Origin of the sequence: Candidatus Paralachnospira sp. LCP21S3_A2 (assembly GCF_052118925.1) — a bacterium.
Lineage (GTDB): Bacteria > Bacillota > Clostridia > Lachnospirales > Lachnospiraceae > Lientehia.
On the sequence record NZ_JBQKGG010000002.1, the window covers coordinates 77,088 to 97,796 of the forward strand.

Sequence of the window (20,709 nt, forward strand, 5' to 3'; positions counted from 1 at the left end):
TTAGGTGCACTGCCTATTTGGCAACAATGTTTATAATTCTTCCGGGAACATAGATTTCCTTTACGATGGTTCCTTTGAGCTTGTCGCCGAGAGCTTCTTTTCCGGCAGCGATGGCGGTCTCCTTATCTACGTCTACGGGAAGTGTCACTACACACTTGGTCTTGCCGTTGATCTGGACAGCGATTTCTTTCTCATCGTCTGCCATTTTGTTCTCATCGAACTCCGGCCAGGTATTTCCGCCCTCGAATACGCTGGTGTCGTGTCCCAGCTGGCTCCACAGCTCTTCGCACAGATGAGGAGCGAACGGTGCGAGCAGCGTAACGGCTGTCTCCAGGGTCTCCTTGTCGATGCCGCCCTCTTTCTTTGCAAGAGCAATCATCTTATTGGTATATTCCATGAAGCCGCTCACCACGGTATTCAGGCTGAAGCTTTCCAGACGGCTGGTGATGTCATAGACCATCTTATGACGAAGCTTCTCCATCTCCTTGGTAGGCGCCACATTTGCTTCCTTGCTGTCCAGAACCACGTTCCAGAACCGGTTCAGGAAACGGTTGACTCCATCGATGCCTCTCTCGTCCCACTCGGAATCCAGTTCCGGCGGTCCTACGAAAAGCTCATACATTCTCAGGGAATCGCAGCCGTAATCTCTTACCAGATCATCGGGGGATACAACGTTGCCCTTGGATTTACTCATCTTGATGCCGTTCTTTCCGGTGATCATACCCTGATTGAACAGCTTGACAAACGGCTCATCGAAATCTACCACACCGATGTCATGAAGGAACTTGGTATAGAACCGGGAATAGAGCAGATGAAGCACGGCATGCTCTACGCCGCCGATATACATATCAACGGGAAGATACTTGTCAGCCTTCTCCTTGGATACCAGCTCCTTGTCGTTTTTGTTGTCCACATAACGAAGGAAGTACCAGGAAGAGCCTGCCCACTGGGGCATGGTGTTGGTTTCTCTCTTTGCAGGGCCTCCGCAGCAGGGGCAGGTAGTATTTACCCAGCTGTCAATGGCTGCCAGCGGTGACTCGCCGGTACCGGTAGGCTGATAGGATTCCACATCGGGAAGCAGCAGCGGAAGTTCTTCTTCAGGAACCGGAACACAGCCGCACTTCTCACAGTGTACGATCGGGATCGGTTCACCCCAGTAACGCTGTCTGGAAAATACCCAGTCACGAAGCTTGTACTGGGTCTTCTTCTTTCCGAGGCCGCGCTCTTCCATAATATCAGGAACCTTTGCCTTGGCATCCTCAGACTTCATACCGTTGAACTCGCCGGAGTTAATCATGATGCCGGGACCGGTATATGCTTCAGTCAGGTTCGGATTTTCCTTTCCGTCCGGTGCAATAACCTGAACGATCGGAATATCGAATTTCTTTGCAAACTCAAAGTCTCTGTCATCATGAGCCGGTACGCACATGATGGCGCCGGTACCATAATCTGCCAGTACATAATCAGACAGCCAGATCGGAACCTTTGCTCCGTTGATGGGATCAATGGCATAGCTTCCGGTGAACACGCCGGTCTTTTCCTTATCCTGGAGACGATCCACATTGGACTTCATGGAAGCCTGGAAAATATACTCATCAACAGCCTTCTTCTGTTCCGGCGTTGCCAGCCTGGAAGCCATCTCATGCTCCGGAGCCAGAACCATGAAGGTTGCACCGTAAAGGGTATCGGGACGGGTTGTGTATACCTTAATGCTCTCATCACGTCCGTCTACCTTGAAATCGATCTCAGCACCGTAGGATCTGCCGATCCAGTCGGTCTGCATCTTCTTTACCTTTTCCGGCCAGTCAAGCTTGTCAAGATCCTCCAGCAGACGATCCGCATAGGAGGTGATCTTTAACATCCACTGCTTTAAATTCTTCTTTGTTACCGGTGAACCACAACGCTCGCAGCAGCCGTTTACGACCTCTTCGTTTGCCAGACCGGTCTTACAGGACGGACACCAGTTAATAGGCATCTCCTTCTCGTAAGCAAGCCCTGCCTTGAACATTTTTACAAAGATCCACTGCGTCCACTTATAGAAGCCGGGATCGGTGGTATTGACTTCCATATCCCAGTCATAAACTGCTGCGATCTGCTTGATCTGTTCGCGGATATGGTTGATGTTGTCTGCAGTGGACTTTGCCGGATGCTCACCCATCTTGATGGCATAATTCTCAGCCGGAAGTCCGAATGCATCCCAGCCCATGGGATGAATGATATAGTAGCCCTTTAACATCTTATAACGGCTCCATACATCAGAGATCACGTAGCCTCTCCAGTGTCCGACATGAAGTCCGTTTCCGGACGGATAGGGGAACATATCCAGACAGTAATATTTCGGTTTCTTTCCGTCATTGACATTGATGGGATGCTCTTCCCAGTTCTTTGTCCATTTCTTTTCAACTTCCTTATGATTATAAGGGATTGCCATGGTTTCTTACGTCCTTTCTTGAAAAATATGCGAAGCGTTCTGTTTCACGAAACATGTTCCATGGAACAAAAACAGCCTTTCTTCTCTCTTATAGAGACGAAAGGCTTATTCGCGGTACCACTCTATTTCACGGCAAAGCCGTGCACTCATGGATTCTGTAACGGGAATGCCCGCCCGCGCCTACTGAAAAAGCCCTGCTTTTCGTTCTGTACGGGAACTCCGAGATCAGTTCAGTCGGCTCCGGCCCTGCCTCGCACCGCCCGGCAGTTCTCTGTTTCCGGCATTTCCGCCCTACTACTTCTCTTCCTTGTTTTTCTCATATGGATTTATCTTATCTCACAACGTTTTATTTGTCAAGACTGCAGTCCGATTTCCTACAGAACCTTTATGCCTCCGACGGGACGCACCTGGAGCACTTGGCAGGCCCCTTCACCAAATATACCGTCCAGTGCAGTCCGATACGATTCGACTGCTTCCTGTTTCACAAATGCCTGAATCGTTCCGGCAAATCCACCCCCATGGACACGGCAGACTCCCGCCTCACCCAGCACCTGCTCACTGACCGCCAGTGCCACAGAAATCCTCTGCTCTTTTACCTGCTTACAGGTATACACATTCTGAAGATACTGAAATGACGATGCCCCGGATTCCTTTACCAGCCTTAAAAATTCCGAAAATTTTCCATCCGCCAGTGCCCTGGCCTCCGCATCTGCCCGCCGGTTCTCCGAAAAGAAATGAATTGCCCGGAGCACAGCCCGGTCACCGCAGGCTTTCCGTACTCTCGGAATTTCCTTCATAAACTGCGCCTCGTCCACCTCCCGAAGCACCTGCTTCCCGAAGCAGGCTGCAGCAGCCTTCATCTCCGCCGGAATTGCGCTGTAATCCGGTGTCAGATCCGCATGGGATCCTTTCGTATCCACGATACAAAGACTGTACTGATACGAAGCAAACGCTACCGGGATCTGCGTGACCACAGGCTCCTCCGGGTTCTGGAAATCAATCCGGATCAGGCCGCCCACAGAACACGCCATCTGATCCATAAGGCCGCTGGGCTTTCCGAAATATACATTTTCCGCATACTGAGCTGCCCTGGCTATCTCCACCGGATCGATCCTGCCCTCATAAAACAGACCGGAAATGATCGTTCCCACCAAAACCTCAAAGGCCGCCGAAGAGGAAAGCCCGGCACCGATGAGCACATCGCTGGTCACATAGGCACAGAAGCCGCCGACTGCTCCGTACCCGTGATTGGAAAACCGTCCTGCCATGCCGCGGATCAGCGCCGCCGTGCTTCCTTCTTCTTCCGCCCGTTTTTCCAGATCCGAAAGCTCCACCGTCACCAGATCATAGCCCTCCGATAAGATTCGGATGACCGGCTCTTCGATCCGTCGTACCACTGCAATCGCATCCAGATTCACCGAAGCCGCCAGAACGATCCCATGCTGGTGATCCGTATGGTTTCCGCCCACCTCACTGCGCCCCGGCACACTGTATACTTCCGCCAATCCCGGCCCGAACAGTTCCTCAAATCGGAGAACCGCTCTCCTATAACGCTTTCTCTGGCCCGGAATCCGTGCCGGATCCACATACAGCTTTTCCAGTCGCTCATCATATAACCCTGCATTGAGTTTTTCCAATATTGTTTTCGTCTGCTCCATCTTTTCTCCCTGATATTCCCTGTCATCCGGTGTTTTATAAAAAAACCGGCAGCTGTTTTTTACAAAGGAACTTTGAAATCATAAAAACCGGAAACAATATTTCCATCAACTGGGGATCTGCTTCCGGTTTCTTTTCCTGTTTCCGATTTTCCAGATCCGCTGGCCGCCGCACCCATCCGGTACGCAGCCAGCATCCGATCTGTTTTTCTTACGCTTCAGCCTTTTTCAGACGCTCTGCAGAAAGGACAGCTGTTCCGGTCAGAAGAACCGCTGCGGCTGCCGCATAGATCAGCGCATGGCCTTCTCCGGTTGCAGGTGCCTTATCTGATTTATCTTCCGTCTGCGTGGTATCCTTCTTTCCCTGCGGGCTTCCCTCAGCCGCTACGGTCATGGTCATACCAAAGGCCAGAAGTAATGTACAGATCAGTACAAGCATTTTTTTCTTCATTGTCATTTCCTCCTATTCTGTTATCTTTGTATAAAAAAGCTCCAGCACCCGTTCATAAAGTGCTTCTTCATCCGGCACAAACTCCGCGTACTGCTCTCCCTTCACAACAGTTCCCGGAATGGAAACCATCGTTCCATCATGGATTCCATTTTGCAGCACCAGTGACGCCAGATAAGCCATCTGGGACAGATCGATATCGGTCACCATATAATCTTCTGCTTTCTGATACAGAGAAAGGATGTCTCCAATCCCCGCTCCCGACAGCACCTGCTTTAAAAAGGTGGTCAGATACTGCTTCTGTCTTGCCATTCTGAAATTATTAGAATCCAGAACCGTGGTATCACGGTATCGTACATACGTCTCCGCCTGTTCTCCATGGAGCGTCACCACAGCGCCCTGCTCAAGCTCCTGATCCTTTTCGGTCAGATCCTCCAGAACCTCCACGGTTATTCCGCCAACCGCATCGTTCAGCACCGGAATTCCGGAATAATCAATGGCTGCATACGCGTGAACCGGCATTCCGTATAAAAGCCTAGAAACGGCTTCTGCTGTATTCTCACAGCTTTTTTCTCTCCCATCTCCGTAAGCATAGGAAAGACACAGCTGCATACGCTGCGTTCCAAGGAATCTTCCCTCCACATTATAGCGATTGATATCAACCATGGTCTCCCGCGATATATTCAGAAACGAAAGCGCGCCTGTTTTCTTATTGAGCACTGCCAGGAACACTGCATCCGCCTGTCCATTCTCGCCGATCTGGTCAGTTCCGGTCTGGGAAAGCTCCCTGTCGATCCCGAGACACAGGATCGAAACAACATCTTCATTATAACAGTATCTTTCTCCTTTGTAAACCACAGTTTTCCCGTCATTTTCCACGGAAGCCTCTTCCACAGCGCCGACTGTCTCCCCCGAAACGGTCTGTGACAGCTTCTTTTCCCCTTTGGCACGGAGATAAAAAAACACACCTGCCAGCACAGCCAGAAAAGCCGCCAGTGTGATCAGAATACCGATCAGAATGCGAAACCACAGCTTCTTTTTCTTTTTTGTTTCTTCCATTCCTTAGGACTCCTTTTCTCCAAGCAGCACGGCCTGCACCACATACCGGTATTTTTCTCCGGTTCCCACACAGGTTTCCAGCGTAATGATCTTATCGTCTGCCGTCACCTCCACGCCCTCCCGGATATTCTTATCCATGGATCGGACATGAAAAATATCACTCAGATACTGTGCGTACACCTCCCGATCTGTAAAATCAAAGGAATGCATGATATGACGGTCATCATACGTATAAGAAGCAAAAATTTCATACACCAGGCTCCGTTCCGGCGTATAGATGTAGACATATCGGTTTGACGCAAAGAAATCCGGATCTTCAAACAGATGCAGGTTCTGAAACATGGATTTATTTTTCATGTTATGACCGTAAATCACCGTATTGGGATCCGAAAAATCCTTCTGATTGCAGTCCTCCGTATAAATGCTGGCTGCCACCCGCTCTTCTCCGTAAATATCATGGGTCAGATAATACGTATCGTCCCCTTCCCTCTGAACAATGGGATAATCAATGTTCGTATCGGGAATCCGTATCCAGGCATAAATCTCCGGATTTACCTCTGAAAGCTTTTTAAAATCAATGGGATTTTCCAGATCCTGAAAGATTCCATCCGGAAGCTCCGCCGCTTCTCCGTCCTTTCCCTCCGGATCAGTTTCCGCCTCCGTCGTTGTTTCCGCTTCCGCGGTTTCCCGGGCCATGGACTGAAGCGCTTCATACTTCTTTTCTGCTTCATAATCCCGATACAGATACCAGACAATATAACCAAGAACACAGACAAGCACAGCCAGCGAAATCGCAAACACAGCCCGCCAGAGATTCTTTTTTTTCTGCTTCATGACAGTTCCTTTCTCTCTGTATATATTCCAGTTCATTATATTCCTCCCGGCTTTACAGGTCAAGAGGCCGCCGTCATCCCATTTTTAAATCGTCAAAAGAGTTTTAATTGTTTTAAAAATTCGAATAAATTTCTTTTAAAAAACGGTTGACATCTCCGTTCATTTATAGTATAGTTATCGTGTTGCCGCTGAGAAGCGGAACAAAATAAGAATGCTGGCGTGGCACAGGCGGTAGCGCACTTCATTGGTAATGAAGAGGTCGGCGGTTCGAGTCCGCTCGCCAGCTCGGTAAAACCCTCAGAACTGGATAGTTTCTGAGGGTTTTTAATTTTTATTTCACAGGCAAGTGCATCCTGTGAGGCAAAAACCGTTCCCGTGACAACTATTTCCGGATTATAATTCCCCGCATTTTTCGCAGATCCTCCCTTGCATTTTCCCGTTCTCCGTGATAACATACTGTTTTAACAGCGCATGGCTGTCTGCCGCGCCAGTCTATCGAAAAAGGAGAATCTCTATGTGTACTGCAGCCACCTATCAGACAGAACACTTTTATTTCGGACGAACCCTGGATTATGAATTTTCCTATGGCGACTCTGTGACCATAACCCCCAGAAATTATCCGTTTCATTTCCGCCACGCTCCGCTGAATGCTTCTCATTATGCCATCATCGGCATGGCCCATATTGCATCAGATTATCCTCTTTATTATGATGCCTGCAACGAACAGGGCCTTTGCATGGCCGGTCTCAACTTCGTCGGAAACGCCGTATATCGGGACGATCTTTCCGAAGCAAAGGACAATATCTGTCAGTTTGAGCTGATCCCCTGGATCCTCTGCCAGTGTGCCGATCTTTCCGAAGCAAAACGGCTTCTTTCCAGACTTCAGCTTCTTTCCGAGCCGTTCAGCCCCGCCCTTCCCACTGCCGGACTCCACTGGATCATTGCCGATAAAACAGGCGCTGTTACCGTGGAATCCACGAAAAACGGTCTGTTTGTTTATGAAAACCCGGCTGGAGTGCTCACCAACAATCCGCCCTTTGAAACACAGATGTTTTTATTGAACCAGTACATGAGCCTGTCTCCGAAGCAGCCGGAAAACCACTTCGGCGCGGAGCTTCCCTTATCCGCCTACAGCCGCGGCATGGGTGCGCTGGGACTTCCCGGCGATCTCTCCTCCACCTCACGGTTCGCCAGGGCTGCATTTGCCCGTGCCAACTCCGTTTCCGGAAGCTCGGAAAAGGAAAGCGTCAGCCAGTTTTTTCACATTCTCGGCTTTGTGGATCAGCCCCGCGGCTGCTGCGATGTAAACGGAACATATGAGATCACCCTCTATACCTCCTGCTGCAGCGCCGAGAAGGGAATTTATTACTACACCACCTATGAGAATCATCAGATCAGTGCTGTGGATATGCACCTGGAGGATCTGGATACAAAAACACTGATCTCCTATACCCCGGTCACTGCAGAGCAGTTCAATTATCAGAATTAAACAGAATTCAGCCGTTCGTATCCGGTATTTTCCCGGTCGAACGGCTGATTTTTTACTTTTATTTTCCCAGTCTCTGTCTCACGATCTCATAAGCCAGCACACCTGCTGCCACCGATGCATTAAGGGAATCAATGTCGCCCTTCATGGGAATCGACGCCGTCATATCGCAGTGCTCACGCACCAGACGGCTCACGCCCTCACCCTCATTGCCGATGACCAGGCCGATAGGGCCCTTCAGATCCAGGTCATACATTTCGGTTCCGCCCATGTCGGCACAGACAAACCACATGCCCTGCTCCTTTAATGCTTCCATTTCGCTGCTAAGATTTGTAACCTTTGCCACCGGCGTATAGTTGAGTGCTCCGGCAGAGGTTTTTGCCACTACTGCTGTCAGACCCGCCGCCCGGCGCTTGGGAATGATAACTCCGTGAGCCCCTGCCAGATTTGCGGTACGGATGATAGCCCCCAGGTTATGAGGATCCTCGATCCCGTCCAGAAGAAATAAAAACGGTGCTTCGCCCCTGCTCTTTGCCAGCTCCAGCATGTCCTCCACGGAAGCATATTCATAAGCCGCCGCGTAGGCAATGACTCCCTGATGTTTTCCCGTCTCCGACATCTGATCCAGCCGCTGCTTCGGCACATACTGGATCAGGCAGTCATGCTTTCTTGCCTCTCTTGCAATGGAAAGCACCGGTCCATCCTGACAGCCCTTTAACAGAAACACCTTATCAATGGTCTTTCCGGAACGGAATGCCTCCAGAACCGCATTGCGCCCCTCGATCACAAATTCCTCATATCTCATGTTCTTCTCTCCCGTTGTAGAAATCCACACATTTTTTCACCAGTTCCGTCATCCGGTCCGCCTGTCCGGTCAGATACAGATATCCGAACAGTGATTCCAGGCCGGTTGCATGGCGGTATTCGGACATGGTTGCATTCTTCGCCCGGCTGGGTGCCTGGGCATTGCGTCCACGACGGTACACACTCCGCTCCTCCTCCGTCAGTTCATCCGAAATCCCGCGGATCATGACTGCCTGCGCACCGGCCTTTACCAGCTCACTGGAGCGCTTGTGAAGCTTTCCGGGCGCCGTATTCCCCTCGGCGACGATCATGGTACGGATGTAAAGAGAAAACACTGCATCTCCGATGAATGCCAGCGCCAGCGGCGAGTAGGTACGGATATCCTGCCCGCCTTCAAACAGCGCTTTCTCCTGGCCTAAAAGCTCCGGGATACAGTCCCTTACGCTCTCGTCCATTTTACGCCCTCTCTGGTGTCCTTCAATAAGATTCCCTTTGCCGCAAGGGTATCACGGATCTCATCGGCTCTGGCAAAGTTCTTTGCCTTTCTTGCCTGGTTCCGCTCCTCGATCAGTGCCTCGATCTCGGCATCCAGAAGCTCTTCCTTTTTTTCGGTGATGATACCGAGAACATCGCAGAGCTTTTCAATCGTTTCTTTTACATAAGAAACAAGCGCCCTTGTGCTTGTCTCATTCACTGCCGTATTGGCCAGCTTTACCAGCTCAAAGACCGCAGAGATCGCATCTGCCGTATTGAAATCGTCCTCCATGGCGGTCTCATATTTTGCCACCAGCTCCTTCACCTGTGCCGCAGCGGCTTCCTCCTCCGCAGTCATGGTCTCGCCGGCCGCTTTTGTCTCCAGCTCGCCAAGACGCTCCACAGCTGTCAGAATCCGCTCCAGACCATTTCTGGACGCTTCCATCAGATCCGCACTGAAGTTTAAGGGACTTCTGTAATGGGCACTCAGCATGAAGAAGCGCAGAACCTGAAGATCATATTTTTCACTGATTTCCCGTACCGTAAAGAAATTTCCGAGGGACTTGGACATCTTTTTATTGTCAATATTCAAGAACGCATTATGCATCCAGTAACGTGCAAATTCCTTTCCGTTGGCAGCCTCACTCTGCGCGATCTCATTTTCATGATGAGGAAAGATCAGATCCTCGCCGCCGGCATGAATGTCGATCTGATCGCCAAGATAACGCTTGGACATAACGGAGCATTCGATATGCCAGCCGGGGCGGCCCTTGCACCACGGTGCATCCCAGTAAGGCTCGCCGTCCTTCTTGGGCTTCCAGAGCACGAAATCCAGCGAATCCTCCTTCTCCTCACCGGTTACCTTGATCTCACGGAAGCCGGACTGAAGATCATCCAGATTCTTATGGGACAGCTTTCCGTAATCCTTGAATTTTCTGGTCCGATAATAAACGGTACCGTCGGAAACCACATACGCATAGCCCTTGTCGATCAGGGTCTGGATCATGTCGATCATGCCGCTGATCTCCTGGGTCGCCAGCGGATGGGTCGTTGCCGGCTTCACATTCATGTCCGCCATATCCTTCTTACATTCCTTAATATAACGCTCGGAAATAACGGATGCATCCACGCCCTCCTCGATGGCCTTCTTGATGATCTTGTCATCCACATCCGTAAAGTTGGATACATAATTTACGTCATATCCCTTGTACTCAAAATACCGTCTTACCGTGTCAAACACGATCATCGGTCGGGCATTTCCGATATGAATGTAATTATATACGGTCGGGCCGCAGACATACATCTTTACCTTTCCCGGCTCCAGCGGTTCAAACTCTTCCTTTCTTCTGGAAAGTGTGTTGAAAATTTTCATAGTTTTCCTCCTGTTATTTATTTCGGGCAATCCCCGTATCTGATCTGAAGACAGAGAATTCTGAAGCATTCCCTGTATACATAAAATGCTCCGTCTCCGGTTAAGAGACGAAGCATATCCTCCGTGGTTCCACTCTTATGAGGCAGACTGCCCCACTCGATCTCCGTAACGTGGAGTTTCCGTACAAAACTGCTGATCCCCGGCTCATGACTCTCTCTGCGTATGCCGTTCGATCCATCATTCTGTCGGCTCCGGAATGCACTTCGCTTTATTCCCTGCAAAGCCTGTTTTCAGCCGGTGACAGGCTCTCTCTGCTGCCGTTTCTAAAGCTACTCTTTCCTTCTTCGCCTTTTCTTATTTCTGATTCCCTTTCAGTCTATGAAGTTTTCCCGCTTTTGTCAAGTCCTCTTTTCCAAAGAAGCCGGATTTCCTCTCTTTTCAACGAACCGGATTTTGTGCCGCTTCGGCATGCGCAGACCGGTCCGGCACTCTTCCCTTTACTCCTTCTGAACCTTTCCGCATCCGGTACATCCGGCACAGCCTGCCCTTCCGGGGCAGCCTGCATTCTCCTGTTCCATGGGATCATATCCGTAGCTTATATTTCCCACAGACTCCAGCAGTGCAATCGCCTGCGCAGAAATTCCTTCTCCCGTTCCCGTGAACCCGAGTCCTTCTTCCGTTGTCGCCTTGATACTCACCTGATCCACCGAGATTCCCAGTGCCTTCGCCACATTCTCCCGCATTTCTTCCCGGTAAGGGGCCAGCTTCGGTCTCTGGGCGATCACCGTTGCATCAATATTTCCGATAAAATAAAAATGTTCCTCCAGAAGCTCCCCGACCTTTTCCAGAAGCCTGATACTGGAAATTCCTTTATACGCCTCATCGCTGTCCGGAAAATGCTTTCCGATGTCGCCAAGGGCCGCCGCTCCCAAAAGTGCATCCATAATGGCATGGAGCAGCACATCTGCATCCGAATGCCCCAGAAGTCCTTTCTCATAAGGAATCTGAACCCCGCCAAGGATCAGATCCCGTCCCTCCACCAGACGGTGGACATCATATCCCATACCGACTCTCATGCTGTTCTCCTTTATTTTACGATTCCAAACTCATCTTTTCCAAAATCTCTTCTATTAAGTTTATCATACTTCTGCAAAAGCACAAGGTCATTCTTTTTATCTGCGATTGCTATATTCATTCAAAACCTTATATGGTAACCCATAAGAGCAATATATTCTGTAACAATCTCCTCCATAAAGTCGCCAAATTTGATTTCGCGACTTTGCGTTACGTTCTGAATCAGTTTTGTTTTAGCATTGGTGAGACGAAAAATACCAGTATATCTATGAGGTGATTTAATGACAGTTTTAAGGAGCTCAACATAAAAATCCTCATCTGATTTCACTTTTGCATTTAGCCTGCTAACAAAATCCGCATAATCAATCATCTTCCTCCTCACATATAATTTTTTGAGCTTTTACTATAATTAATTGTATCAAAAAGGGGAAACGAGGAAAAGAAACTATATCTGATTAATAGCGCGGTAAATTGAGACCATGTTATTTATTGCGGCACAAAAAACTACATATAAACTATTGCAAAGAAACAAAAGCAGACAAGAACCATTCGCGTTTCTTTTCTGCTTTTATATCCGACTATTCAGCTTTAAATAACTTTAACCGCACGGGTAGTGATTGCAAAAGCGATCTCTGTTAGTGCCTCGTCAAAATCCGGATCGTCGGAAAATTTGAACGGAATCCCTGCCTGCTCCAACATCTCGCATATATGCTGCTTTTGGTCCTGCGTCAGATATTTAATGCCGATAGATACCAAACAAGAAAACTCTTCACTAGCAGCAACACCTCGCAAGATTCTCTGGTGAAAATCAGTTTTGTTCATTGCATTGATTTGTTCAATACATACTTCGGCATCAGCCATGCATGTTTCCATTAATATCATCCTCCCCAATTTAATACTTCGGTAAAATCAACCTTTTTTCTACCACCTCAGCCACAAGCTGCAAGGTGTTCTGGTAACCCGTTTTCTGCAAAATATTCTTGATGTGGTACTTGACTGTATTTAGCGTAATATCCAGATCTTCCGCAATCTCCTCGTATTTTCTGCCTTGCGCCAGCTCCCGGATGATATCAAATTCTCGACTGGTAAACTCAGCGCTGTTGCTGTATCCAATGCGAATCACCGGCGTATCCTCGGGATAAACATATTCACCATTCATCACCCGGTCGCAGACCTCCATCAAGGCAGTGCTGCCATATTCCTTATACCAAAAGCCATTACAGCCGCATGTCTTTGCCTTTTGAATAAAGGAATGTTCCGGCATGGAGGTCATAATGATAATCTTGATTTTTGGATTATACTGCTTGATCTTTGCCGCAGCTTTCAGGCCGGATTCTTCGTCAGCCGTACATACATCCATCAAGATTAAATCGACACTTTCACGCAGACAGGCAATTTCTGCATTGGCTGCATTTTCTATGGAGGCGTACAGGACATATCTTTCTGATTTGGCAATCTGGCTCTCGATGGCGTCCCGGGTAATCCTGGAATCTTCTACTACTAAAACTTGTATCATTTCCGTCCTCCTTTCTGGACTTCGTCAAAATCAAAGGGAATATCCACAAGCAGGGAAACACTGTTGTCGCAGAGTACCTTCAGGGTAGCTCCTTCCTGCTCCAGCCGCTGACGCAATGCGCTGAGGCCATTACCCTCGGTAATACTTGAAACAGATACGCCGCCGTTGTCGGATATCTCTATATGATACCTTTGCTTGTCTTGTTTTATCTTTACCGTCAGTTCCGTAGCATCCGAATGGCGTACCGCATTGGTGAGTGCCTCTCGAACGGCGGCATATAGTAATTGCAATGCCTTGCGGCTTTTGGGCTGTTCTCCAAGGAAGGTAACCTTACAGCCAATCAGCTCCGCAACCTGCATCAGTTCAGACTGCAGAGAGGAATCGGGCACCGTCCATACTGTAGAGATATTGGAAAAATCATGAATGGCGCTGTTCCAATTTTCCCTCAGTACATCAGCGTTCTCAGCCAAACGGTCTTCCGTAATCGCCTTAGTGGTGGCCAGCAAACAATGCCCCAGCTCATCATGGATATGCATTTTCGCGGCAAGAATCTCTTTATTCAAATTGACTTCAACGATACTGTCCAGCAAGGCTTTCTGCCGCTTTTGAATCTCCTGCAGCCGGATAGTGTTCTCGTACAGTTCCTCGCTGAGCCGGTAGAGTTCTGTAATTTCCGCCGCCTCAACCTGAACGGTATTGGAATCAAGAAATCTCAGTTCAAAACGCCAGACCGAGCTGTCGGAGAAGCGGAAGAACAACTGTTGGTGGGTGCTTCCATTTTCATTGTCCGGATCTTTCGGTAACCAGGACTGATTCAGTTTTTCCGCCTTGCCGTTATTGGCAAAGTTTGCGAGTTCCTCCCATGCCGCCTTTGCATTCAAAATCGTGTGTCCGGTCAGTTCAAGCATCAGCTTGTTCATCTTCTCATTAACGAGAATGACCCGCCCATCCAATGCGGAGAAGCAGATTCCGCCGGGGTAAGAGTCGATGGCTTTTTTAATCATTTTAGCTGATGTATTCTTTTTCATGACTGCATCACCTCTCCCTCCTGCAAGAGCAAAAGCCGATAACCTGTCGGAACCTTTTCTGCCTGAAGACGATATCCTCCCTCTAAAAAGCGAGGAACAAACTCGCGATCTGTACCGGTAATCTCAAAGCAAACCGTATCGCTGATTTGGATTGTCATGGAGGCTAGACGAAAATCTACCTCCTCAAGAAGCGCTTCCAAGGCTTTCATAATGAGAAGAATCAGCTCTGGCTCTAAATTAGATGTGGGACAAAAATCCAAGCTTGTCCTGATTCCAAGATTCTTTATACATTTCGCCATATCCTGTAAACTGAGCGCCAAATCACCCATCGGAATCGTCTGTTGCTCCTGATAAGTGAGCCGCAAGTTACAGAACCGCTTGATATAGGTGCCAATCAGACAGATGCGGTTCCAGTCGTCCGTCGAAAAGGATTCCGATAAAAGCGCTGTCAGCAGAATAAGCTGCCCGGCCACCTCCGAGGATAAGCTGTCGTAAATATCATTGCGTGCCTGAATACTTGTCTCATCCGATTGAATTCGAATTTCCTGTGCCAGCAGATCTTGTTCTTCTTCCAATTCCGCATTCAGTCTCTGAAGCTCTCGTAAAGCCTGATTGATCTGCGAGAGATCGGTTTGCCAGACCATATACCCGCCCGGGATTTGGTGCAGGTTCATGGTAATATCTTCCGTAGCAGAAAAATGCTGATTTTGCTTTAGAGCTTCCAGCATAGCAGGCGTGATTTCCGCCGCATTTTCCGATGTCGCAATCGTCTCTCCGCTCAATGAAAGAATCTGCATTGCAACCGTAGACCGCCGGAACACTTCACCGTACTGGGTGTTTACTGGAATCAGTCCGGCTAAAATATAAAGCTCCCAGCAAAGCACAAGAATGAAAATCAGCCCTGCTGAATGCTCCACAAGCTCAAACCGCACCACGTAGGCCATTGCAGCATAAGGAATACTGAACAGGAACAGTAAAATCGGCTCATAGAAGGGAACCAGCTTTCGATAAAGCGAATCAGACTTTGTCGTGCTGTTACGCCGATAGATCACATATACCTGATAACCGATGATACCAAGTCCCCAAATATAGACGATATATGTTCCAATGTAGGGGTGAAAATACAAGTTCGGCTGGGATTCCTCCGACATAATGTAATAGAAAAAATGATGCAGATCGTTAGTCAGCGCCAGCATGCTCAGAAAACAAGCTGGAATCAGGAGCAGATACCACTTTTTGCTGATTCGGTAATCCTCCGACCTGCCGAGATAGAATGCACCGTAAAGACCAAATAGCGGGATAAAAATAGCCGCAATATTGATAAAGTATCCGGTAAAGCGCATCCAGGGAATATTGACATAGAGGAAGGCATCCTGGACGAAGCGAACCGTTAAATACAGGATACTGACGATATTTTGCGCAGTCAGGTGGCCGCGCATGGATTTCTGCATGATTTTTGTTGTAATGGTATGTTGCCAGCCAAAGAGGAGTAGCATATAGACCGCCCAGACAAGATATGGCCGCAGAAAATCTTCCGACCAATACCGCATGCTGAGCTGTCGGTATGCGGAGACTACAAACAATAACACTGCTGCTACAAAAAGACGGACAACGGATTTTTTGCGCTCGCTCATCCTAACCCCCTCCTTGCCCAAAGATGATTCCTTAGAATAAGATAAGAATATTATAGCATGAAAGATCAAATTCGCCCCACACAAAAGGGTAGGAATTGCGATTTTGCCGAGGATCAGCGCCAAAAAACACCCAGCCGAAGCTGGATGTTTTAAGAACACATCTAAGGTTTTGGACGAATTTAACAATGGAAGTACGGAAGAAAGATGAGATCGAACCGAAATGGGCGGATAAAGTATACGCAGTGCCGGGCGAATGTGTTCGTTTCCGCATCGGCATCAGGAATATGAGTTCGGAGATGTTTAGAAATCTGACCCTCCGCGATATTTTACCAACCGGCTTATCCTATATAAATGGAAGTACTATGATATACAATGCGAAACACCCCCAAGGGGTAATACTCAGCGATAATATCATTACAGATATGGGCGTTAATATTGGCGACTATGCCCCGGGCGCTAATGCGTGGATTTATTTCGATGCTACTGCATCTGAAATACCAAGCAGTAAAAATGTAATATACCGGAATATCATTCAAGCGTGCGGCGGCTATGGCGCAAAGGAGCAATCGGCAGATGTCATTATGGATACATATGAGGCGCTTTAAAGGACGAGTTTCTTAACCCTCTTTTGGGCTATGAACAAGAAAAATCCTCAGCACCATTGCAGGTGTTGAGGATTTTTCCGTTGCAGAGAATTTTTGTTTTTATTACTATGTCGGCGAACCGAATTAGGCCAAGATTGCAACAGAAAAGGCCGCATTGCTGCGGCCTTTTCTGTCCGAGTTTCGTATTCAGTTCTTTTTCAGTTCTGCTCCACACTTCGCGCAGAAGACACTGCCGGGTTTTACCTCAGCGCCACATTTGGTGCAAAAAACACCGGTTTGCGTGGCAGTTGGTTGAGAGGGAGCGGAAGTCTGAAAACGGTCTGCCAGATTACCGGACTGAGGCGTACTTTTTTGACTTCTTTTCGCAAATTGGTTAGCCACTGCATCCGTTGCTTTATCAATACCCCGCCCCAGTAAATTCTCAAGGAAGCGAATGATCAGGAAACAGACCACGCTTCCAAGGATTGCAACAATTACGCCAATTGGGGCGCTTTCCGTATAGGCTCCAGCCGCCATACCAAACAAAATACCTAAGATGATGCCGCTATACGCATAAGTTCTACTTCTCATTTCTATTCCTCCATTATTTGAATCGGTCTGCTAAATTTTGTTTCTCGGATTCCCTATAGGCACCCGATGCTCTGTCTTTCATATCTTTACTTTTATCTGCCGCTTTTGCAATTGCGTTATAGACAAGTTTACAAATCACCATAAGCACTGCTACAATTGCGGCTAAAATTGCAAATTCTTTCATAAAAGTCCTCCGGTTTCTTTAGAAAATACTGCGCTTTGTCGTGATTTCATTCTTGACCGTAGACACTTGCGCATTCGGATCAAGTTGAACGAACATTTTCTCCACCATGGTCAGGAGCATATTCATTTCATTTTCAAAGGAAGGCCTTCCGTATTTTGTTTTCCAGCTATCAAACTCAAAGCGATACACGCTGTTTATCTCGGTTTGCTCCATGCAGCGAATACTCGCACTGAAATATATACCAGTAAATTTGACGGCTTTTGTATTTCCCTCCAACGAAGTACCGGTTTTCTTTAAATCCAATGCTTTTAAGGCTGTGGCATACTCTTCGTTGGGGATAGGACGAACAGTAAATATTTCCGCATATTCAACGAAATCACTTGCACGCTGGATGATTTTTCCCTGACCAATCAACCGCCCTTTCCACCATGCCGAGAAGCCAATAGCTACAACAATCAAAATAACCGCCGCAATAATTCCACCCATAATTTCTTCCTCCTTGTTTTTTCTTTGTGTATGTACGTCCTTAGTCCTTCAGTTAAACTGTATGACTGTTTCATAATCGAAAAAAGCAGCACTTAATCCATTCTTTGCAGTTCCGTTATCTGACCGCCGTAAAATACGTCAATGTGATTATTATCCACGGTTTTTATAGTAAAGGTCAGCGTGTCGGTAGACATAAAGCTGGTAACGTCCAGCTTATAGGTATCGCCGTCCTGATAGAGTGCGTAGGTATCCTGCGGCGAGAAGAAGTTGCAGTTTGAGCCGTCAAAGACTACGATCGCTCCCGGCTGAGCCTGTCCAAAGCCGTAATCGCCTACACTTTTCCACTTACCCTCGATAGTAAAATCGGACAAGGTAACATAATCTTTGGAGGATGTTTCTGTCTCTGCTTCGGCAGACCCATTACTGGTTGTTTCAAAGGGATTGATGAATTCCAGCTCATAGACATCGCTTCCAGCTTCGATCCAGTCCGTCAGAGGGAATACCTTACACAAGTGTTGGGGATCGTGGTCCAACTCCCGGAAAACCTCATCGTACTGGAGTCTGACAATGCCGTCTGATACGGTCACATCGAAGTCATCTCTGCTGTTGGTTTCATAGGTCTTCCAATCCGCTGAGATGTTATGCAGGAGCGTTCCGTTCATGTCATACAGACCCAACGCTTCGTCCCGGTCATAGAGAAGGAGGTACGGTTCGTCATTTACAAACACGATACTATTCTCCTCATAGTTATAGCTGTGCGCACACTGCTGTATCGGCTCAAACAAAGACGTGCCATTACTGTCCAGGACGGTAGCGTAGTAATTCCCGTCTGCGCCAATGATATTCAGGATGGCGTACCCATCATGGAAGCAGGTCACATCCTTGCAGCTATCGGGGTAGAGATCCCTCAGATCCAAAACGGTATTGCCCAAGAGGTCTGTAAACCAGACCTCTGAATAGGTATAGTAGTTCTCATAATTTCGGATTAACCCATCCCTGACCTCGGAAATATTAGCGATGATACCTGAATTGCCATCGTATTCTTCCAAGACATTCATGTTTGTATCACATCTGGCCACATTACTGAGATCAACGCGATCCCTACTATTATAGTCACTGGTATAATATATGTCATGCCACGCCATAACAGCCGTTCCATTTTCAAATGGGATTGCAGGCACCCTACCATCAAGCCAGCGCACGGTATTCAGATTGAAGGTGTGATATGCTGCATTATCATAATACAACGTATACCAGCCCTCACCGAAGTATTCGAGTGCATTGTCACCCAAAAAGTAATGTGCATTGAAATCGTTTCGAATGAGCTCTTTCTCGATCAACTGTTTGCCCGCCACTGGGCCGTCTATGACATCACAGTGCGTATCCATCACATAAAAGGAGACATCCGCCTCCGTTATGCTGCTGGTATATTTCGCTACCATGAACCGACCATCGTCATAACCCAGAATGTGCTCCCAGGTTCTGCTGGGTTCGTCAAATTCCGTGCGGTAAAGTTCATTCCCTTGCTTGTCAACGATGACTTCATAACAGAGATATAGGTTTTTGCTATATTCAGAATAGGAATATTGACCCTTCGTGCTCACACGGTAAAACGCTACTCCATCATAAAAATCTGACGTGTAATAGGGATCTTCCTCCAGCGCGAAGAGGATGTTCCCCGCCTCGTCCACCGCGCAGGTTCGTTCCTGGCCGTCTGCTTCCAGGGATGTGGCCCACGCAACGCCGTCCGAATAAAACGAAAAGTCGGTCAGCGCCATGTTGTCAAGTCCGGGAGCAGTATCTTCTGTTTCGCTAGTTGTGGGTTCGAGGGAGAGATTGTTATCCGGGCTTTCATACTCGTCGGGGCTTTCATATTCTTCCGTTTCCGATTCGTAGGGTTCCGAATACTCATTTCTGCCATCATCCGATCTGCAAGCTGACATACACAGCGAAAGCAGCAACGCCAATATAAGAGCAATTGTTTTTTTCATGGTTCTTTCCTCCATTTTTTTAGTATCCTCATTCAACAGGGTTCTCCTCATAGTCCAGTATCAATCCCATTATTTTATAGGTCGATATGGCCGCCGTACACTGTATGCCCACTTGCTTTATCTGCAGGGCGCTTTGTACCGCAGGCACCGCAGAAATCCTCATCCGGCGGAAGTTCCCTGCCGCAGCCGGTACAGAATACCTTTGCATGACCCGGTTCAGCCCACGGCAGTTCCGGACGTCTTGTGCCACAGTTGACGCAAAATGTCTCATCCGGCAGCAATTCCCGACCGCAGTTGGGGCAAAACACCTTTTGTGCGGCGTCTGAAGCGCCAGCGCTCTGATAGACAGGCTGTCCGTAAGGCTGTCCATATGGTTGCGCAACAGGCATTTGGTAGACAGCCCTTTCCTTTTTATAGGGATGCGTCAGCCACCAGCCTAACAGGAACGCCATGGGAATCTGGAACAGGTCAGAGAAACCGTATAAATCGCTGCGCTTAAAATAGATGTTTCCCGCAAAATGCGCAAAGGCGATAAAGATACTGAGTATGCCAGGCAGGAACCACAGCCTGTGCAGTCCACGCTTGTGCTCACCATCCTCGGCACACGGCGTGATCGTCATGAGGACAAGGAGCAGATAGCATAGAATTTCCAGCACATAGCAGCCGCAGATGCCGATTGCCCACATCGCCGGGCCAAAGTGCAGCTCATACTCATAGGTTTCAAAAAAGCCCCGGGAGCCATTGTTGAGCAAAAAGCTTACAAGTGTAAAGACGGGTAATAGAGCCTGCATTGCCAGCGCACCCGACAGAAGTCCATTTCGTTTGCGCATAAACAGCAGAACCGTCAGCAGTACCATACTGCCGATCAGTAACATCTGATAGAGAATATGGGGAACAGAGTGGGTACTGCCAAATTCCACCACCATGCGGTAGCCGATCATCTGATCCAGCCTTCCTGCTCGTAACAACAGAGATCTTAAGTTTTCAATCAATCCAAGCGCCAGCAATGCTGTGAAAATCGCCGCTACCGGAAATTTCATTTTTTTCGTTTCGTTTAT

Annotated in this window: 21 protein-coding genes, 1 tRNA gene and 2 other annotated features; of the genes, 3 read left to right on the plus strand and 19 right to left on the minus strand. The window is 48.2% G+C overall.

All coding sequences use genetic code 11. The features are described from left to right. Nucleotides 1-13 precede the first annotated feature (13 nt). The 5 genes from leuS to srtB form a co-directional block, all read right to left on the minus strand. Nucleotides 14-2,431, minus strand: a complete 2,418-nt coding sequence (leuS, locus tag ACTQ3K_RS02310) for a leucine--tRNA ligase (RefSeq protein WP_441565368.1) — start codon at nucleotides 2,429-2,431, stop codon at nucleotides 14-16. Nucleotides 2,432-2,520: 89 nt separating this feature from the next. Then, nucleotides 2,521-2,748 (minus strand) — a binding site (T-box leader). Between the two features lie 57 nt (nucleotides 2,749-2,805). Further along, a complete protein-coding gene (locus tag ACTQ3K_RS02315; RefSeq protein WP_441565370.1) occupies nucleotides 2,806-4,089 on the minus strand; it encodes a galactokinase in 1,284 nt (427 codons plus the stop codon). A 208-nt stretch (nucleotides 4,090-4,297) separates the two neighbouring features. Beyond that, a complete protein-coding gene (locus tag ACTQ3K_RS02320) occupies nucleotides 4,298-4,537 on the minus strand; it encodes a hypothetical protein (protein ID WP_441565372.1) in 240 nt (79 codons plus the stop codon). Nucleotides 4,538-4,549: 12 nt separating this feature from the next. Further along, nucleotides 4,550-5,593 (minus strand): LCP family protein, encoded by a 1,044-nt coding sequence (locus ACTQ3K_RS02325; RefSeq protein WP_441565374.1) that lies wholly within the window; start codon nucleotides 5,591-5,593, stop codon nucleotides 4,550-4,552. Between the two features lie 3 nt (nucleotides 5,594-5,596). Then, a complete protein-coding gene (gene srtB, locus ACTQ3K_RS02330; protein ID WP_441565376.1) occupies nucleotides 5,597-6,427 on the minus strand; it encodes a class B sortase in 831 nt (276 codons plus the stop codon). 213 nt (nucleotides 6,428-6,640) lie between these two features. Here srtB and ACTQ3K_RS02335 point away from each other — a divergent pair. Both ACTQ3K_RS02335 and bsh read left to right on the plus strand, forming a co-directional pair. Further along, nucleotides 6,641-6,713, plus strand: a tRNA-Thr gene (locus ACTQ3K_RS02335). A gap of 228 nt (nucleotides 6,714-6,941) precedes the next feature. Then, on the plus strand, nucleotides 6,942-7,916 hold the full coding sequence (bsh, locus tag ACTQ3K_RS02340; protein WP_441565378.1) for a choloylglycine hydrolase: 975 nt from the start codon (nucleotides 6,942-6,944) through the stop codon (nucleotides 7,914-7,916). Between the two features lie 58 nt (nucleotides 7,917-7,974). On the opposite strand, the gene rlmB is transcribed toward bsh, so the two are convergent. From rlmB to ACTQ3K_RS02385, 9 genes are all read right to left on the minus strand, one after another. After that, a complete protein-coding gene (gene rlmB, locus ACTQ3K_RS02345; protein ID WP_441565380.1) occupies nucleotides 7,975-8,718 on the minus strand; it encodes a 23S rRNA (guanosine(2251)-2'-O)-methyltransferase RlmB in 744 nt (247 codons plus the stop codon). Next, nucleotides 8,708-9,172, minus strand: coding sequence for a Mini-ribonuclease 3 (locus ACTQ3K_RS02350; RefSeq protein WP_441565382.1), 465 nt, complete (start codon nucleotides 9,170-9,172; stop codon nucleotides 8,708-8,710). Before ACTQ3K_RS02350 ends, rlmB begins: the two co-directional genes overlap by 11 nt. Continuing rightward, complete coding sequence (gene cysS, locus ACTQ3K_RS02355; RefSeq protein WP_441565384.1) at nucleotides 9,157-10,563, minus strand: cysteine--tRNA ligase; 1,407 nt, start codon at nucleotides 10,561-10,563, stop codon at nucleotides 9,157-9,159. The genes ACTQ3K_RS02350 and cysS overlap by 16 nt, the downstream gene beginning before the upstream one ends. 100 nt (nucleotides 10,564-10,663) lie before the next feature. Beyond that, nucleotides 10,664-10,917 (minus strand) — a binding site (T-box leader). Nucleotides 10,918-11,060: 143 nt separating this feature from the next. Further along, entirely contained in the window at nucleotides 11,061-11,639 is a 579-nt protein-coding gene (gene ispF / locus ACTQ3K_RS02360; RefSeq protein ID WP_441565386.1) for a 2-C-methyl-D-erythritol 2,4-cyclodiphosphate synthase, read from the minus strand. A gap of 119 nt (nucleotides 11,640-11,758) precedes the next feature. Beyond that, the gene (locus ACTQ3K_RS02365; protein WP_441565387.1) at nucleotides 11,759-12,007 is read right to left on the minus strand and encodes a hypothetical protein; all 249 of its coding nucleotides are present in this window, start codon (nucleotides 12,005-12,007) and stop codon (nucleotides 11,759-11,761) included. Between the two features lie 218 nt (nucleotides 12,008-12,225). After that, a complete protein-coding gene (locus tag ACTQ3K_RS02370; RefSeq protein ID WP_441565389.1) occupies nucleotides 12,226-12,510 on the minus strand; it encodes a hypothetical protein in 285 nt (94 codons plus the stop codon). Nucleotides 12,511-12,529: 19 nt separating this feature from the next. Beyond that, on the minus strand, nucleotides 12,530-13,153 hold the full coding sequence (locus tag ACTQ3K_RS02375) for a response regulator transcription factor (protein ID WP_441565391.1): 624 nt from the start codon (nucleotides 13,151-13,153) through the stop codon (nucleotides 12,530-12,532). Next, nucleotides 13,150-14,181, minus strand: a complete 1,032-nt coding sequence (locus ACTQ3K_RS02380) for a sensor histidine kinase (RefSeq protein ID WP_441565392.1) — start codon at nucleotides 14,179-14,181, stop codon at nucleotides 13,150-13,152. Before ACTQ3K_RS02380 ends, ACTQ3K_RS02375 begins: the two co-directional genes overlap by 4 nt. Then, the gene (locus ACTQ3K_RS02385) at nucleotides 14,178-15,815 is read right to left on the minus strand and encodes a hypothetical protein (protein WP_441565394.1); all 1,638 of its coding nucleotides are present in this window, start codon (nucleotides 15,813-15,815) and stop codon (nucleotides 14,178-14,180) included. Before ACTQ3K_RS02385 ends, ACTQ3K_RS02380 begins: the two co-directional genes overlap by 4 nt. A 185-nt stretch (nucleotides 15,816-16,000) precedes the next feature. On the opposite strand from ACTQ3K_RS02385, the gene ACTQ3K_RS02390 reads away from it, so the two are divergent. Beyond that, on the plus strand, nucleotides 16,001-16,420 hold the full coding sequence (locus tag ACTQ3K_RS02390) for a hypothetical protein (RefSeq protein WP_441565396.1): 420 nt from the start codon (nucleotides 16,001-16,003) through the stop codon (nucleotides 16,418-16,420). Nucleotides 16,421-16,606: 186 nt separating this feature from the next. Here ACTQ3K_RS02390 and ACTQ3K_RS02395 read toward each other — a convergent pair whose 3' ends face one another. The 5 genes from ACTQ3K_RS02395 to ACTQ3K_RS02415 form a co-directional block, all read right to left on the minus strand. Then, nucleotides 16,607-16,990: a zinc-ribbon domain-containing protein gene (locus ACTQ3K_RS02395; protein ID WP_441565398.1), complete on the minus strand. Its 384-nt coding sequence runs from the start codon at nucleotides 16,988-16,990 to the stop codon at nucleotides 16,607-16,609. 13 nt (nucleotides 16,991-17,003) lie between these two features. Beyond that, on the minus strand, nucleotides 17,004-17,174 hold the full coding sequence (locus ACTQ3K_RS02400) for a hypothetical protein (RefSeq protein WP_235323110.1): 171 nt from the start codon (nucleotides 17,172-17,174) through the stop codon (nucleotides 17,004-17,006). 18 nt (nucleotides 17,175-17,192) lie between these two features. Beyond that, nucleotides 17,193-17,660 (minus strand): hypothetical protein, encoded by a 468-nt coding sequence (locus tag ACTQ3K_RS02405; protein WP_235323111.1) that lies wholly within the window; start codon nucleotides 17,658-17,660, stop codon nucleotides 17,193-17,195. 92 nt (nucleotides 17,661-17,752) lie between these two features. Continuing rightward, a complete protein-coding gene (locus ACTQ3K_RS02410; protein WP_441565400.1) occupies nucleotides 17,753-19,603 on the minus strand; it encodes a hypothetical protein in 1,851 nt (616 codons plus the stop codon). A 122-nt stretch (nucleotides 19,604-19,725) separates the two neighbouring features. Next, entirely contained in the window at nucleotides 19,726-20,691 is a 966-nt protein-coding gene (locus ACTQ3K_RS02415; protein ID WP_441565402.1) for a zinc ribbon domain-containing protein, read from the minus strand. Between the last annotated feature and the right edge of the window lie 18 nt (nucleotides 20,692-20,709).

Bases quoted from the DNA above. Each gene is read 5' to 3' on its own strand.
- ACTQ3K_RS02375 (WP_441565391.1), bottom strand. From the start codon at position 13,153: ATGATACAAGTTTTAGTAGTAGAAGATTCCAGGATTACCCGGGACGCC.
- srtB (WP_441565376.1), bottom strand. From the start codon at position 6,427: ATGAAGCAGAAAAAAAAGAATCTCTGGCGGGCTGTGTTTGCGATTTCG.
- ACTQ3K_RS02370 (WP_441565389.1), bottom strand. From the start codon at position 12,510: ATGGAAACATGCATGGCTGATGCCGAAGTATGTATTGAACAAATCAAT.
- ACTQ3K_RS02410 (WP_441565400.1), bottom strand. From the start codon at position 19,603: ATGTCAGCTTGCAGATCGGATGATGGCAGAAATGAGTATTCGGAACCC.
- ACTQ3K_RS02395 (WP_441565398.1), bottom strand. From the start codon at position 16,990: ATGAGAAGTAGAACTTATGCGTATAGCGGCATCATCTTAGGTATTTTG.
- leuS (WP_441565368.1), bottom strand. From the start codon at position 2,431: ATGGCAATCCCTTATAATCATAAGGAAGTTGAAAAGAAATGGACAAAG.
- bsh (WP_441565378.1), top strand. From the start codon at position 6,942: ATGTGTACTGCAGCCACCTATCAGACAGAACACTTTTATTTCGGACGA.
- ACTQ3K_RS02415 (WP_441565402.1), bottom strand. From the start codon at position 20,691: ATGAAATTTCCGGTAGCGGCGATTTTCACAGCATTGCTGGCGCTTGGA.
- ACTQ3K_RS02385 (WP_441565394.1), bottom strand. From the start codon at position 15,815: ATGAGCGAGCGCAAAAAATCCGTTGTCCGTCTTTTTGTAGCAGCAGTG.
- ACTQ3K_RS02350 (WP_441565382.1), bottom strand. From the start codon at position 9,172: ATGGACGAGAGCGTAAGGGACTGTATCCCGGAGCTTTTAGGCCAGGAG.
- ACTQ3K_RS02400 (WP_235323110.1), bottom strand. From the start codon at position 17,174: ATGAAAGAATTTGCAATTTTAGCCGCAATTGTAGCAGTGCTTATGGTG.
- ACTQ3K_RS02315 (WP_441565370.1), bottom strand. From the start codon at position 4,089: ATGGAGCAGACGAAAACAATATTGGAAAAACTCAATGCAGGGTTATAT.
- ispF (WP_441565386.1), bottom strand. From the start codon at position 11,639: ATGAGAGTCGGTATGGGATATGATGTCCACCGTCTGGTGGAGGGACGG.
- ACTQ3K_RS02320 (WP_441565372.1), bottom strand. From the start codon at position 4,537: ATGAAGAAAAAAATGCTTGTACTGATCTGTACATTACTTCTGGCCTTT.
- cysS (WP_441565384.1), bottom strand. From the start codon at position 10,563: ATGAAAATTTTCAACACACTTTCCAGAAGAAAGGAAGAGTTTGAACCG.
- ACTQ3K_RS02380 (WP_441565392.1), bottom strand. From the start codon at position 14,181: ATGAAAAAGAATACATCAGCTAAAATGATTAAAAAAGCCATCGACTCT.
- ACTQ3K_RS02390 (WP_441565396.1), top strand. From the start codon at position 16,001: ATGGAAGTACGGAAGAAAGATGAGATCGAACCGAAATGGGCGGATAAA.
- ACTQ3K_RS02365 (WP_441565387.1), bottom strand. From the start codon at position 12,007: ATGATTGATTATGCGGATTTTGTTAGCAGGCTAAATGCAAAAGTGAAA.
- rlmB (WP_441565380.1), bottom strand. From the start codon at position 8,718: ATGAGATATGAGGAATTTGTGATCGAGGGGCGCAATGCGGTTCTGGAG.
- ACTQ3K_RS02405 (WP_235323111.1), bottom strand. From the start codon at position 17,660: ATGGGTGGAATTATTGCGGCGGTTATTTTGATTGTTGTAGCTATTGGC.
- ACTQ3K_RS02325 (WP_441565374.1), bottom strand. From the start codon at position 5,593: ATGGAAGAAACAAAAAAGAAAAAGAAGCTGTGGTTTCGCATTCTGATC.